Raw genomic sequence first — 14132 nt, forward strand, 5'->3', positions numbered from 1 at the left:
TATAAGTGGTAAATATAACTGAACGTAATATTGGACAAATTGTACAAGTAATCGGACCTGTAGTTGATGTGAGATTCCAGCCGGGAAAATTGCCGCCAATCAAAAGCGCGGTTAGTATTAATGATGTGAAGAAAAAGATTTCTGTTGTTGCCGAAATTGCCCAGCATCTTGGAAACGATACGGCACGATGTATTGCAATGTCTTCCACCGACGGACTTGTAAGAAGCATGGAAGTGTTAGATGACGGCGGTCCCATATCGGTTCCTGTTGGAAAAGAGGTGCTTGGAAGGATTTTTAATCTGTTAGGAAAGCCTATTGACACCAAGGAAGATTTTGAGGCGAAAAATTACCTGCCCATTCATCGCGCCCCGCCTTCATTTGAGGAGAGAGAGACGACTACCACCGTTTTGGAAACAGGCTTGAAAGTTATTGATCTTCTTGCCCCATTTGCCCGTGGTGGAAAAATCGGGCTGTTTGGTGGCGCCGGGGTTGGAAAAACGGTGCTGATTATGGAGCTTATCAGAAGTATAGCTACGGAGCATGGAGGTTATTCCGCTTTTGCGGGCGTTGGTGAAAGGACGCGTGAAGGGAATGATTTGTGGCTTGAAATGAAAGAGTCGGGGGTTATCGATAAGACCGTTCTTGTTTTTGGTCAGATGAATGAACCGCCCGGGGCAAGATTAAGAGTCGCATTGACCGGTCTGACCATGGCAGAATATTTCAGGGATGTTGAGGGACAGGATGTCCTTTTGTTTATTGATAATATATTCAGATTCGTTCAGGCGGGCTCTGAGGTATCTGCCCTTTTAGGCCGTATGCCATCTGCTGTAGGTTATCAGCCTACCCTCGCTACTGAAATGGGCGATTTGCAGGAAAGGATTACTACTACGAAAAAAGGTTCTATCACTTCATTGCAGGCGGTGTATGTTCCTGCAGATGATTTTACCGACCCTGCTCCTGTAACAACATTTCCCCACCTGGATGCAACTATTGCTTTATCAAGACAAATTGCTGAACTGGGTATTTATCCCGCTGTTGACCCTCTGCGATCGACTTCGAGGATACTGGATCCAAGAATATTGGGGCAGGAGCATTATGAGGTCGCAAGGGAGGTGCAAAGGATATTGCAGCGCTTTAAGGAATTACAGGATTTCATTGCGATTCTTGGCATGGAAGAACTTTCGGAGGCCGATAAAGTATTGGTTGCCAGGGCAAGGAGATTGCAAAGGTTTTTATCTCAGCCTTTTTTTGTTGCAGAACAGTTTACCGGCACGAAGGGCAAGTACGTGCCATTAAAGGAAACCATACGCGGTTTTAAAGAGGTAGTGGAAGGTAAATATGACAACTTACCGGAACAAGCCTTCTATATGGTAGGGGGTATTGAGGAAGTGGTTGAAAAAGCAAAGCAAATGGGTGGTTAAGCATGACAAAAACGTTTGATTTAGAGATTATAACTCCGATGAAAACAGTATTTAAAGGTTTGGTAAAGAATATAACCGCTATGGGAACACAAGGTTCATTTGGAATATTGATTGACCATGCACCATTTATTACTGAATTACAGACGAGTATCCTGACGATAAAGGACGAAAAAGACTCCACGGTAAGCTTTGCGGTTGATGGGGGTTTTTTTGAAATGGTTGCGAATAAAGCAATCGTACTGGCTGATTCGTGTGTTACAAAAGAAGAAATAGACATTGTGAAAGTTCGGGAAGAGAAAAGATCTGCGGAGGAGGCATTGAGCAAAGAAGAAGCCCGTGGACAAAAAGAACACGTTATGGCAACGCTGAAACGTGCGGAAACATGGTTGAGTCTTGCGAATAAATAAGAGAAATCCATGTAGAGACGCATTGTATGCGTCTCTTTGTGGAAACATGGCTGAGTTCTGCAAACAAATAAAAGCAGGGTAAAGATTCCCCGGTGTGGTTTTAGACCGGGGCTGATTTTCTGGAGCAAATTATGGCAATACTGATAACGGGTGGCGCTGGATTTATCGGGAGTCACTTTGTCCGCCGTATGGTTAAGCATAACCATGTCGTAGTGCTTGATAAATTGACTTACGCGGGCAATCTGGAAAATCTAAGAGATATTCGTGAAGACAGGGAATTTTCCGGTTATTTCAAATTCTATAAGGGCGATATTTGTAATCAGGAATTAGTTGACCATATAATGTCCACCGAAAAGATTGATGTAATTGTCAATTTCGCAGCGGAAACACATGTTGATCGTAGTATACTCAGCGCTGGTACGTTTATAGATATGATATAAAAGGGGTATTTATGTGAAGATGAGATATGGATGAAATAAGAGATATTGGAAGAAGGAATATCGGTTATTTTAAATTCTATAAGGGGAATTTGTAATCAGGAATTAGTTGAATGTAATGTAAAAGATTGATGTAATTGTCAATTTGAGGGAAAAATGTTGATAGTATACTCAGCGCTGGTACGTTTATAGATACTGATATAAAAGGGGTATTCGTACTGCTGGAAGCTTCACGCAGATACACCATTAAGAAGTTCATTCAAATATCAACGGATGAAGTGTATGGCACCGCTTTCCATGATGCTTTTAAAGAAACCGATTCGTTAAACCCAAGCAATCCATATGCAGCCAGCAAGGCGGGGGGGGATCGCCTTGCATTTGCTTACTGGAATACCTACAAACTGCCAATTATCATAACCAGGGCGTCCAATAATTACGGACCTTATCAACATCCGGAAAAGTTTATTCCGCTTTTTATTACCAATGCAATTGAAGGGTTAAAACTTCCGTTGTATGGCGATGGAAGGCAGGAAAGGGACTGGATTCATGTGGAAGACCATTGCGCTGCTATCGATTTTATCATTGAAAATGGGAAAGAGGGCGAAGTCTATAATATTGGCGGTGGAAATGAAAAACAAAATATAGATACGGCGTTATTTATATTAAGCGTACTTGCTAAAGATAAAGGTATGATAGAGAGCGTAAAAGACAGGGAGGGACATGACCGGCGCTATGCTCTGGATTGTACGAAACTGAAGTCTTTAGGATGGAAACCACAGATAGATTTTGAGGAAGGTCTGAGAGACACAATAAAATGGTACGAAGAAAATGAGCAATGGTGGAAGCAAATAAAGAATGGTGAATTTATGAAATACTATGAAACACAATATAACCACAGATTTGCAGGGAAAAATTAACATAAAAGCTTCGGGATGATTTAATGGAACAAATAAAAAATAATACAATAGCTGGGTTTTTAGAAAATATACGGGAGAAAAAAGGGGAATTCTTTTCAGCAATACAGGATTTTGACGGAACAGGGGATAATTGCTTTAAAAAATGCGCACTGGTTTATATGTCCGTAAAGGTGTTTCTTATTCTTTTAGCGACGTGTTCAATAACGATATTGTTTTTGATGCCGGCATTTCAGGCATTTGTTGAAGAGACTTCCAGGCTGAAGGTCTTGCTTTTTACTTCCCCGGTAATTCTTGTTATTCTCTTTAAATTATATTTCATCGGCATGGTCTTATTCACCTATGACAGATCGAGACATGTCTTCCAATTAGCCGTCAAAAACATGTCCATCGAAAGGACAAGGATTATTTTAAAATTACGGGATGTAGCGCCTTTAGGTTTGAGGCATGCGTACTGTAAATTGATAAGATATCGATAACGGACGAAATAAATGAATAGTTCTTGTTCATGATAGAGTCGATAAAATTATAAATTCCTACCTCTGTAAATAAAGAGGCAAGAGTTTTTCAAGTGCACATTGATATCCTGACACATACAATTTTTCTCCCAGCAACGCAACGTGCTCCGGTTTTGGTATAGCATAGTATTCCGCTTCAATGATAATATCTTCCTGAGAAAAAATCTCCTTGTAGAGCGGAATGCCATCTCCGAAAATAGTTACCGGTCTTGGGAGAAGAGCTAACAACTTCTCCGGCTCAATTACCAGAAATTCCGTTAGCCTTTTTTTTCGGTTTCCTTCAAATAGGTAAACACATGCGTATACGTGCTTACGCCTGGCGTCAATTATCGGGCAGAGGGATAACGTACCGCCCGAGTGGTAATTTTCCGCGATGATATCAAATATTGGCACATCAACGACCGGCCTGTTCAGCGCGTATCCGAGGGTCTTTGCGCAAGTAACGCCAATCCTTAATCCCGTATAGGAACCAGGTCCCACATTCACTGCGATAACTTCAATATCGTTGATCTGCCAGTGTGCCTCTTCTAAAGCATCCTTAATGGCAGGGACGAGCTCCCTTTCATGTTGTACGATACCGCTGAATGTTTTTGTGATAATACATTGTTGATTCTCACAAAGGGAAATACCCCCGATATTCCCGGATGTTTCAATACCAAGTACTTTCATAACACGATTAAAAAAAACGTTAAACACGATGCCTGCCTATTGGAGGCGGGAGTGGCTAAGTAAAAACAGCATTTGTTAAATTATAACAGGGAATTGGAGATTGTGGAAAATGAAAATATATTATAAAAATTTCTTCTGCCCTTCGTTTCTCAGCGTTTCCGGCCACTTAGGCGGTAAATTATCACAATCGTATAAACTACTTATTGCCTTGACAATAAACAATAATTTTAATAACATTATTCCGTAGTTGATCATACCCGACCACATCAATAACCGTTACAGAATTTCTCCGAAACATTATATGGGCGTTTAGCTCAGTTGGCTAGAGCGCTTGCTCGACAAGCAAGAGGTCACTGGTTCGAGTCCAGTATCGCCCACCATCTCACGCAAAAGAGTGTATTGGATAAACCCCTTGTTTAAATAAACTAAATTATCACTAATCTTCAGGCCTTTCACCATTCTTACACAGTAATCTTTTATTCCGGAATTGCTTTAAAGACCTTTGCGTTTTTTATGATTTGCGGTGAACGCATTTCTTTTCCGGTGCGTTTAGATCCGGTATATTTCCCCTTCCATTTTCTTATTGATTTTCCCCAATATTAAAACTATAGTGTTGAGCCATCGGGGAGGGAGTTTTCAGCAGGGTGGTGTTTATTTCTCAAAAAACTTTTCTGTTTTGGAAATATTGAATGCCCATCTCATTCCGTTTGGCGAGATTCAGATTCACCGTGTGTGCGAAAGACCACATACGTTTTCCTGCATACAAGGGGGCGGTATTTCGCGGTGGATTTGGGTACGCCTTTAAAAAAATCGTCTGTGTGGTAAAGGGAAAACCATGCGATAACTGCATGCTGAAACAAAAATGCATTTACGCATATATCTTTGAAACTCCGCCCCCGGAAGACGCCGGGATGCTTCGTCTCTACCCCAAAGTGCCCCATCCTTTTGTCATAGAACCCCCTGCAGATGAAAAGCTTCTTTATACCCCCGGAGAATCATTTCCCTTCAATCTTATCCTCATTGGCAAGGCCATAGAGTATTTGCCTTATTTTATCTATACCTTTACCGAACTGGGGAGACAGGGTATCGGTAAGGGCAGGGGTAAATATGACCTTACCCTTGTTGAGGGAACCGGCATTAACGATGAATCGGTTCCTATCTATAACGGTCAAGACCAGATACTTACCAACCAATTTCCCATCATTTACTCCCGGCAGTTACAACACCACAATGGCAGTTCTGATAATGATACCCTGCATATTTCCCTGAAAACCCCTGTACGGCTTCGTTTTAACGGTCACATTACGGATATCCTTGAATTCCACGTCCTTGTCCGAAACCTTCTGAGGCGCATTTCGTCTTTATCATATTTCCATTGTGAAGAAAGATTGGAAGTTGATTTTAAAGGATTAATCGAAAAGGCATCCACTATCAGGCAAACACACTCTGATCTTCACTGGTATGACTGGAATCGGTATTCTACGCGGCAGGAGCAGTGGATGTCCCTTGGTGGTGTTTTGGGAACTGTTACCTATGAAGGTAATAACTCCGAATTTATACCCTTTCTCAAATTAGGGGAATTTATCCATATCGGAAAAGGGACGTCATTCGGTCTTGGGAGATATGAAATAATGAAGTCTTCAAATAAGTAAAAAAGCAAAATAAGGAGGTGAATAAGGCGTTTTTCCCTTGTTGCCAGAAAAAAGAGAGAAAGTCCTAAATCCGTGCATAACAGACTATGTTTTAAAGAGTTAACGGATTTTAGAAACATAGTTAAAAAAGGGGGTGGTTACAGGAAAATCATAATCAATTGTGTTTTAACAGGTTAAGAGAATTTTTTAAGAAAAAGGATAAAAATCTCGATGTGTAATGATTACAGATTGTGGAGGTTACAGGAAATGGCCTTGCAAGTAGTTGTTAATTCTAAAGTTACATATGCCGGCGTGGAAATCATTGACCTGATGTAGAAGGGATTGAGACTTATCATCAAGACATTCTGGCGCTTCATATGAATCTGGGTGGAAATCATTGACCTGATGTAGAAGGGATTGAGACGAAAACGGATTGGAGAACCCACTGTCATCAATTTCAGGTGGAAATCATTGACCTGATGTAGAAGGGATTGAGACGCTCATCGCCGTACCAGTAGCTCATGTGTCGCTTTCCCGGTGGAAATCATTGACCTGATGTAGAAGGGATTGAGACGTGGTATGAAAAAGGCATGTGTGGCGCGGGATAAAAAAGGGAAATCATTGACCTGATGTAGAAGGGATTGAGACTTGGAGAACGGAAAGTCATCGCCAGTGCTATTGACGTGGAAATCATTGACCTGATGTAGAAGGGATTGAGACGATACATACTTTTGCTATCAGGAAAATCTTCTTTTGGTGGAAATCATTGACCTGATGTAGAAGGGTGGAAATCATTGACCTGATGTAGAAGGGATTGAGACAGCAAAAACACCACTGTCATCATATATCACAATCGTGGAAATCATTGACCTGATGTAGAAGGGATTGAGACGCTCATCGCCGTACCAGTAGGTATGGTCGCTTTCCCGGTGGAAATCATTGACCTGATGTAGAAGGGATTGAGACAGAACTAAAAAGCAAATTATCAGGGTTAGTTTCTGTTTGTGCGTGGGAATTATTGACCTGATGTAGAAGGGATAAGCCACCAATGGCGGAGTTGAAAGATGAATGTTGCAAGTTTAAAGGAAATAACGAAAAAGCATGAAAGATTTCGGGGAACTGAAAGTATGGCAAACGGGCATGAATTTATTTGATGAAGTGATAAGGGACATAGAAAAATTCCCAAAAACAGAGGTTGGCAAGATAATAGCAAATCAAATAATACGAAGTGTTTTTTCAATTACCGCTAATATTACAGAGAGATATGGAAGAAGGAAAGAGTAAGAGTAAGAGTAAGAGTAAGAGTAAGAGTAAGAGTAAGAGTAAGAGTAAGAGTAAGAGTAAGAGTTTGTACATTATTTATATATTTCAAGAGGGTCTGCAAATGGAACAATTGATTGGTATGAAAAACTAAAAAGATCTGGGTTCATAGATTCAATGGTATTTGTGAAACGGGAACAAACATGCCAGGAGATACGGGCTATGTTGAGTAAGATGATTAGTACATGGGAGAAAGAATGACTTTTTACTTTTGACTTTCACTCCAGCTCTGCTGGTTCGGCCTGATAGAAGGGATGTTGTATCCATTCGGTGTTTATGGTATGCGTTTTCTTTTGAAGGTTGATATGAGTTTTTTAACTATTGATGATTGATTCAATATAATTATCTAATCATATTGAATTAATTGGAGCAACAAGGCACTTTATGTATGAAGAAGTATTACATATTTCAATAACGGATTGCTAATTTTGAATAAGAGAAACGAAATTATGGAGAATCATATGAATGAAGAACAGACGAGGGAATATAAATCTATAATCCTTGGCTCATTATTACATGATATAGGAAAGATAGTAATTCGTGCAAATCAAGATAATAATGGAAGAGACTCTTGTTCCATGGGTATGGAATGGCTAGATAAGCATGTAATGAATGGTTTGCCATCGACAATATCAACGTACACAAAGCTCCATAATAAAAAATACATTAGAGAAATAGAAAATAACAATTTAACCTTGATTTGCTACCAGGCAAATAATTTAGCAACGTCACTAAAAGACGAAGAAATAGTTGAATCAATCAACCTAAAGCATGAGCCCTTAATGTCAATATTTTCAAAAATCCATTTGAAAGAAAATATATCTGAAGAAAAATGTTATTTTCATAAATTAAAACCGCTTTCAAGAGAAATACGCTATCCAGAAGAGAGGGAGCATATAAAAATAGAAGCGTACGATTACGACAACCTTCTCAAGCAATTTGAGAATGATTTTACAATTTGGATTCAAAAAGGTTTATCGATTTCAGCACTTATCGTATTATTAGAAAAATATTGGTCTTCCGTACCTTCGGAAACAGTAAAAACAAAAAATAATGTGGCTTTATACTCAGACGTTTCTTTTTTTGACCATGCCAAGGTAACATCCGCCATAGCTTCCTGCCTTTATAATTATTTTATTGAATTAAAAAAAGAAATGTTTAATGCAAATATATTTAAGGATGAAATATTAGACAGAAATAAAAATTATTTCAGACTCATTGGGGGTGATATCTCCGGGGTTCAAACCTTTATCTATACAATATCTTCAAAAGGTGCCTTAAAAACTCTAAGAGCACGGTCTTTTTTTCTTGAGCTATTTACGGAACACGTGGTTTCTGAAATAATAGAGTACTTCAATTTAACCAGAGCAAACATTATTTACAATGGCGGAGGCAAATTTTATATCCTTTCTCATAACAAGGATGGTATTGAATTAGAAATAAATCATTTTGCACAAAAAATTAACAACTGGTTATTGGCCAATTTTCGACACACGCTATTTCTCGCGATGACCTCCGTTCCGGTCTCAGGAGATGATTTATCTACGGATAAAATATGCGAAGTATGGTCTAACTTGGGCAATGAGTTATCAAAAGTAAAATCAAACAAATTCAGCAACAATTTGTCGGAGATACTCAGTCCTATAGAGACAAAAGACCCTTTAGAAAAATGTTCTATTTGCTACAGAGATGATGTTACTTTAACTGATCTAATTATTTTTCAGAAAAAAATAAAATCTTGCGACTTTTGCAAAAAATTATACTCTTTGGGAGATACCCTAATTGATTGCACGGAGATACAAGGAAAGAATGTAGATGAAAAAATTGAAGACACGATATGTTTGCCTAAAATTAAAGGGCATTTTATATCCTATTCTTTTGAGAATCGGACAAATGATGCAGACAGGACTTATCTTCTAAATAATTCCGACATAAATAAATTCTCAACCCATAACACCTCTCAACTCTGTTATTGTAATTATGTACGTATCGTAAATGATCTCCCGGAAAAAGCCAAAAGTAAGGAATTGGAAGGGAAAGCATCCATAAGATCTACTGCTAGTTTTCAGGGGCTCAGCTTGGCATCGAGAGGCGCATCAAGGATTGGTGTATTAAGAATGGATATTGATCATCTGGCGAAAGTATTTTTAAAAGGTTTAGACAAACAGAACAGAACCTTCTCCAAACTATCCACACTCTCAAGAGAATTGACCTTATTTTTTAAACATTATATCAGGCGTATTTGTGAGAGAAAGCTTGATAGCAGTATATATAGCGCCCTTGATATTAGCGAGAAAAGCCACACGGAAAACAAAGGTAGAAATATAAGCATAATCTATTCCGGTGGTGATGATTTGTTTTTAGTTGGTTCATGGGATGATGTAGTTGAAGTTGCCTTCGACATTAATAATAGTTTCAAGAGTTATACCTGCGGTAGGCTTAGCATTTCAGGAGGTATTATCACTGCCGACGAAAACTACCCTTTACATCTTCTAGCAGATCTTGCAGGAGACGCTGAAAATCTTGCAAAAGATTCAGGACGGAACAGCCTGGCATTATTTTATAATCCAGCGTTAAAAAATAAAAGGTTTGGAACAAGGAATACAATCAAGCAGGTTTTTTCGTGGGACAAAACTACGGATGATGTATTGAAGTTCATAAATTTATTTAAAACCATGGGCAAAATAGATCAAAATGAAAATCGTTTTAAATCCGAATATGCGCATGGATTAATTTACAAACTCTTTTCCCTCTTTGAATTGTGGGAAAGGGAAGGTGTCATATATCTGCCGAGAATGGCGTATGTAATTGCGAGAGTAAGAAAGGAGTTAAGCGAAAAAATAAATGAGACTGACAGAAACAAATTTGAAAGTTTTTTAATGAATCCGAATGATATTATTAATTTAAGAATTCCTTTAATATGGATAGAGTTGCTCAGTAGAGCAGAAAATCTTCATTAATAATGAGAGGGAAATAGGCAAATGTCAAATTTTAAAAAAAATGTGCCAAGCGGTCCACCTTCTGTAATAAACGGCATAGTGAAAGAATTGAAGGCTCTTCCAGATATGGGAAGTTTGCCGGCATCGCATCTTGTGAAATACGCAGAAGACGTTGGTGACTTTCTCGCAAACAAAGTGCGTCTCAAAACAAATCAAATTCGTAAATTTCTCGACATGGTAAATACCATACGGGCCGAGGGGATAGCAAATCCTAAGTTGCATTATAAGGAAAAAGTAATTCTGTTAAAGCCCAAACTTGCATATGCGGCAGGCAGGTCTAGAGAGGTTGTCCCCCTTATGGAAGTTCTTGATCCCTGTATGGACAAAGTTAAGGTTGAAAAGGATTTTGAAAGATTTCACAAGTTCGTTGAGTCGATTGTTGCATATCATCGGTATCATGGCGGTCGGGAATCATAAATAAAAGGAGAAAATATAATGCCAAGGCTTCAAGAAAAACCATTACTAGGAAAAATATTTATTCTGGGAAAGATAAAATGTGAAACTGGACTTCATATTGGCGGCTCAAAAGAAAAAATGGATATTGGTGGTATCGACGCACCGGTAATGAGAGATCCTCTTACAAGAGAACCGTACATACCCGGAAGTTCATTGAAAGGAAAGTTAAGATCACTTTTTGAGCGAATGGAGAATAAGCAGTTTAATAGATCAGGTGGGGGAGACGTTTGGAGGCATGAATGCACAGACTCTCAGTGCTACGTCTGTAGACTTTTCGGATCTACCGGAAGTAATGCAGATGAAAATCTTCCTTCCAGGCTTTCTGTCAGAGATTGTTTATTGGAGGAAGAGAGTAGAGAAAAATTAAAAAAAATTGATACCGGCTTGCAATACACGGAATGGAAATTTGAAAACTCACTTGATAGAGTTACTGCCGCCGCAAATCCTCGACAATTAGAGCGTATTCCCGCTGGCGCCAAATTCGAGTTTGAAATCGTATATAACGTGGAGGCTAGTAATGGCGAGGCAAAAAAAGATTTATCCAACCTTTTAGAGTTAATAAGTTTATTGCAAGACGATTATCTGGGAGGACATGGTTCAAGAGGTTACGGCAAAGTCGGTTTTACAATAGATAAATTCATGGCAAGAAAATTGGAATTCTACAGGGCAACCTCCGAAGAAGACAAAAAAAGCAATAGTTCAATCTTGGAAAATAAAACCATTGATGAATGCAAGCAGAATGTTGACGAAATATTATCTATGTTTGATATTTTGTAAGGGGTTGGTATGTCTACTAAAATTGCAAAATTTCAATTTTATACTTCTGCTTATTTTGGTGAAGCCGGAATCGGCGTTGAAGAATCAAGTGAAATGGTTCACTCCGACACCATATTTAGCGCCATATGTCATGCTTGGGGAATAGTCTATGGAAAAACGGATATGGAATCCATGCTTGCCAAATTCAAAGATGCCGCTCCTTTTCTGATTACCTCCTGTTTTCTTTATAGCAACGAAACATTTTTTTTACCCAAACCACATACACTTCCCCCTGGGTTTGAAAACGCTGAGATTCGCGAAGAATTTGGCAAAAAGGTTAAGAATATATCTTTTTTACCTTTTGAACTTTTTGAACAGTGGGCAAAAAGAGAAAAAATTGAGAATTATCTCAAAAAAGTAGTATTGCCGGACTACGACTCATGTTACCAATTTGATTTGATTCCACGAGCTACCATTGATCGCTCAACCTTAAATGCACAAATATTCCGCATGAAAACAGTGAGATTCAATAAAGATTGCGGTTTATATTGCATCGTCAAAATAAATGATTTATCCATTGAAGAGAAGATAAAGTCGTCCCTTGAATACCTTGGGGAATCTGGGCTCGGTGGAAAAAGAAACATTGGATTGGGAAGATACAAATTATGTTGGGAAGACATAAATGAAAAATGGAAAAATCTTCTTGCCTTTAAAGGCAATGCGCATTGCACATTATCGCTTTACCACATGAATATTGAAGGGGTTTTAGAGAGTCTTATTGAAGGCGCTTCATATGGATTGATTGAGCGAAGAGGGTGGATGTCTACTCCATTCAGTAAAGCTCAATACAAACGAAAAACAGTAAGCATGTTCTCTGAAGGTTCAGTGTTCAAACAAACCATACAAGGGAATCTTGTTTCCGTTACACCGGAAATATTAGAAAAAAAAGATTTTCATCCCGTTTATAGAAATGGACTTGCCTTTACCGTGCCAATTTTAGCATAGGATATCAATTATGAAATTGAAGCTTAAAACCCTTTCTTCCATTCACATTGGAGGAAAAGAGGGAAATTTTTTACCGATGGAATATCTCATTTTTAGAAATAAATGTTATTTCATTAACGAAGATAAGCTCTCAAAAGAACTGTACGATAGACAACTTCTTGATAACTTCTTAACCGGAATCAAACAAAAAGGCAAAGATTTTAGCGTTGATGCCTTCCTTAAAGAAAAAAAACTCCTGACACAGGAATTCCTGGATAAAACATCCAGTTATTCCAGTCATTGCAACATCAATATCCAAGGTAATATAAGATCCTGCATTAGAAATGCATTTTCACAGCCTTATCTTCCCGGTTCTGCCATAAAAGGGGTGATAAGGACGTCAATAATGTATGTCATCTTAAAAAGACTTAATGATACTTTACGTAAAAAGATATTAACTGATTTTGTACAAAAAAAACTTTTGGAATATAAAAAAGATCCCAGAGGAGAGCAGGGCTATTCCTGGTTTAAAGAAAGGTTTAAACAATGGTTTGCACAAAGACTCGACGAAGAAATCTTTCAAAAATTTGTTATCAAAAATAACCAGAAACGATATGATCCGCATTCTGATATCTTAAGGTGCATACAGATTTCCGATTCAAACTCTATTGATACCGGCAATTTACATCTTGAAGAAGTAAAAATATTCAGTGCTGACTCTGCTAAAAGCCCAAAAGACTGGTCTGTTTTTGTTGAATGCATACCTGCTGGTAATGAATTTACCTTTCAATGTAAAATTGACGAATGGTTGCTAAATAAATTTAAAGAAAATAACCCATCAAATTCCTTCGGTGTAGCCTTCTCAGAACTAAAGAAAATTTTATCTAATCCCTTTGAAGCAGTGAATGAAATGACCTCCGATTTATTAAGAGAGGAAGAATCGTTCTTTTCGCAAAAATTGAAACTGAAGAATATTTTAAATTTTGGAAATGAAACTCCAAATTTTAGACTGGGTTGGGGCATGGGACTTTTAGGGACGTCCGTAGCAATGCTTCTGCCAGCAGAGACGAAACAAGACTTAAGAAATATACTCTTCACAGATCGGGGAGATTCACCTGCGCCTAAGTCAAGAAGGATAATAACAAGTAACCATTCAAGCTATGCTATATTAGGCTGGTGTGTAGTAGAAAATAATATTTGAAGAAATATTCTTTAAATAAATTATGGACTGGATAATAATAATTCCCACAATACTAGGAGGTGTAGCTGCTTTAGTTGTTATATATGAATTCGTTATTGCTAGAAAAAACAAAAAAGACATTGATGCTAATACGGTAACAAACATTGATGACATTAAATATGAAATTAGCTGTTTTCTTTTAGCGAACATTCATAGGGTCAGAGGTTGTGAGAAATGTGAACCAGAAGCTGATGAATGTATAGAAATCCACAAACGTGTTAATGGAATTCGAACAAAATCAGGATTGAAAAGGTTAAAAAAGGAATTTGCAGAAATTGCAATTACTTTAGCGAAATGCCCCGATTGTAATGCGTTAGCGATTGATTTTTATGATTTCGAATGTGAAATTGATAACAAAATATTAAACTTTAGAACCTGAA

Annotated in this window: 14 protein-coding genes, 1 tRNA gene, 1 pseudogene and 1 CRISPR repeat array; of the genes and pseudogenes, 15 read left to right on the forward strand and 1 reads right to left on the reverse strand. The window is 38.2% G+C overall.

Annotated features, from left to right (window positions below; all coding sequences use genetic code 11):
• Positions 1 to 5 precede the first annotated feature (5 nt).
• The 5 genes from atpD (at position 6) to M5U24_RS11750 (ending at position 3658) form a co-directional block, all read left to right on the forward strand.
• Complete coding sequence (gene atpD, locus M5U24_RS11730; RefSeq protein WP_211436038.1) at positions 6 to 1421, forward strand: F0F1 ATP synthase subunit beta; 1416 nt, start codon at positions 6 to 8, stop codon at positions 1419 to 1421.
• Between the two features lie 2 nt (positions 1422 to 1423).
• A complete protein-coding gene (atpC, locus tag M5U24_RS11735; protein WP_099323581.1) occupies positions 1424 to 1828 on the forward strand; it encodes an ATP synthase F1 subunit epsilon in 405 nt (134 codons plus the stop codon).
• Positions 1829 to 1959: 131 nt separating this feature from the next.
• Entirely contained in the window at positions 1960 to 2268 is a 309-nt protein-coding gene (locus M5U24_RS11740; protein ID WP_298202513.1) for a GDP-mannose 4,6-dehydratase, read from the forward strand.
• Between the two features lie 218 nt (positions 2269 to 2486).
• The gene (locus tag M5U24_RS11745) at positions 2487 to 3182 is read left to right on the forward strand and encodes a GDP-mannose 4,6-dehydratase (protein ID WP_298202642.1); all 696 of its coding nucleotides are present in this window, start codon (positions 2487 to 2489) and stop codon (positions 3180 to 3182) included.
• Between the two features lie 23 nt (positions 3183 to 3205).
• A complete protein-coding gene (locus tag M5U24_RS11750; protein WP_099323579.1) occupies positions 3206 to 3658 on the forward strand; it encodes a hypothetical protein in 453 nt (150 codons plus the stop codon).
• A gap of 57 nt (positions 3659 to 3715) precedes the next feature.
• Here M5U24_RS11750 and tsaB read toward each other — a convergent pair whose 3' ends face one another.
• Positions 3716 to 4393 carry a tRNA (adenosine(37)-N6)-threonylcarbamoyltransferase complex dimerization subunit type 1 TsaB gene (tsaB, locus tag M5U24_RS11755; RefSeq protein WP_298202516.1) on the reverse strand — a complete coding sequence of 226 codons (678 nt, stop codon included), beginning with the start codon at positions 4391 to 4393 and terminating at the stop codon, positions 3716 to 3718.
• 82 nt (positions 4394 to 4475) lie between these two features.
• On the opposite strand from tsaB, the gene M5U24_RS11760 reads away from it, so the two are divergent.
• From M5U24_RS11760 to M5U24_RS11805, 10 genes and pseudogenes are all read left to right on the forward strand, one after another.
• Positions 4476 to 4613, forward strand: coding sequence for a hypothetical protein (locus tag M5U24_RS11760; protein ID WP_164994918.1), 138 nt, complete (start codon positions 4476 to 4478; stop codon positions 4611 to 4613).
• 56 nt (positions 4614 to 4669) lie between these two features.
• A tRNA-Val gene (locus tag M5U24_RS11765) sits at positions 4670 to 4746 on the forward strand.
• A 309-nt stretch (positions 4747 to 5055) separates the two neighbouring features.
• Positions 5056 to 6018, forward strand: a complete 963-nt coding sequence (gene cas6 / locus M5U24_RS11770; RefSeq protein ID WP_298202519.1) for a CRISPR system precrRNA processing endoribonuclease RAMP protein Cas6 — start codon at positions 5056 to 5058, stop codon at positions 6016 to 6018.
• 291 nt (positions 6019 to 6309) lie between these two features.
• Positions 6310 to 7042: a CRISPR direct-repeat array (repeat unit 37 nt; unit sequence GTGGAAATCATTGACCTGATGTAGAAGGGATTGAGAC).
• A gap of 56 nt (positions 7043 to 7098) precedes the next feature.
• Positions 7099 to 7518 (forward strand): annotated as a pseudogene (locus tag M5U24_RS11775) (four helix bundle protein).
• A 260-nt stretch (positions 7519 to 7778) separates the two neighbouring features.
• The gene (cas10, locus tag M5U24_RS11780) at positions 7779 to 10277 is read left to right on the forward strand and encodes a type III-A CRISPR-associated protein Cas10/Csm1 (RefSeq protein ID WP_164994920.1); all 2499 of its coding nucleotides are present in this window, start codon (positions 7779 to 7781) and stop codon (positions 10275 to 10277) included.
• 21 nt (positions 10278 to 10298) lie between these two features.
• Positions 10299 to 10733 carry a type III-A CRISPR-associated protein Csm2 gene (gene csm2 / locus M5U24_RS11785; RefSeq protein WP_099323571.1) on the forward strand — a complete coding sequence of 145 codons (435 nt, stop codon included), beginning with the start codon at positions 10299 to 10301 and terminating at the stop codon, positions 10731 to 10733.
• A gap of 18 nt (positions 10734 to 10751) precedes the next feature.
• Positions 10752 to 11549: a type III-A CRISPR-associated RAMP protein Csm3 gene (gene csm3 / locus M5U24_RS11790; RefSeq protein ID WP_099323570.1), complete on the forward strand. Its 798-nt coding sequence runs from the start codon at positions 10752 to 10754 to the stop codon at positions 11547 to 11549.
• Between the two features lie 9 nt (positions 11550 to 11558).
• The gene (gene csm4, locus M5U24_RS11795) at positions 11559 to 12533 is read left to right on the forward strand and encodes a type III-A CRISPR-associated RAMP protein Csm4 (RefSeq protein ID WP_099323569.1); all 975 of its coding nucleotides are present in this window, start codon (positions 11559 to 11561) and stop codon (positions 12531 to 12533) included.
• Between the two features lie 10 nt (positions 12534 to 12543).
• Positions 12544 to 13713, forward strand: coding sequence for a type III-A CRISPR-associated RAMP protein Csm5 (gene csm5 / locus M5U24_RS11800; protein WP_099323568.1), 1170 nt, complete (start codon positions 12544 to 12546; stop codon positions 13711 to 13713).
• Positions 13714 to 13735: 22 nt separating this feature from the next.
• A complete protein-coding gene (locus M5U24_RS11805; protein ID WP_099323567.1) occupies positions 13736 to 14131 on the forward strand; it encodes a hypothetical protein in 396 nt (131 codons plus the stop codon).
• Position 14132: the final 1 nt, after the last annotated feature.

The organism is Candidatus Kuenenia sp., assembly GCF_027493735.1.
Lineage (GTDB): Bacteria > Planctomycetota > Brocadiia > Brocadiales > Brocadiaceae > Kuenenia > Kuenenia stuttgartiensis_A.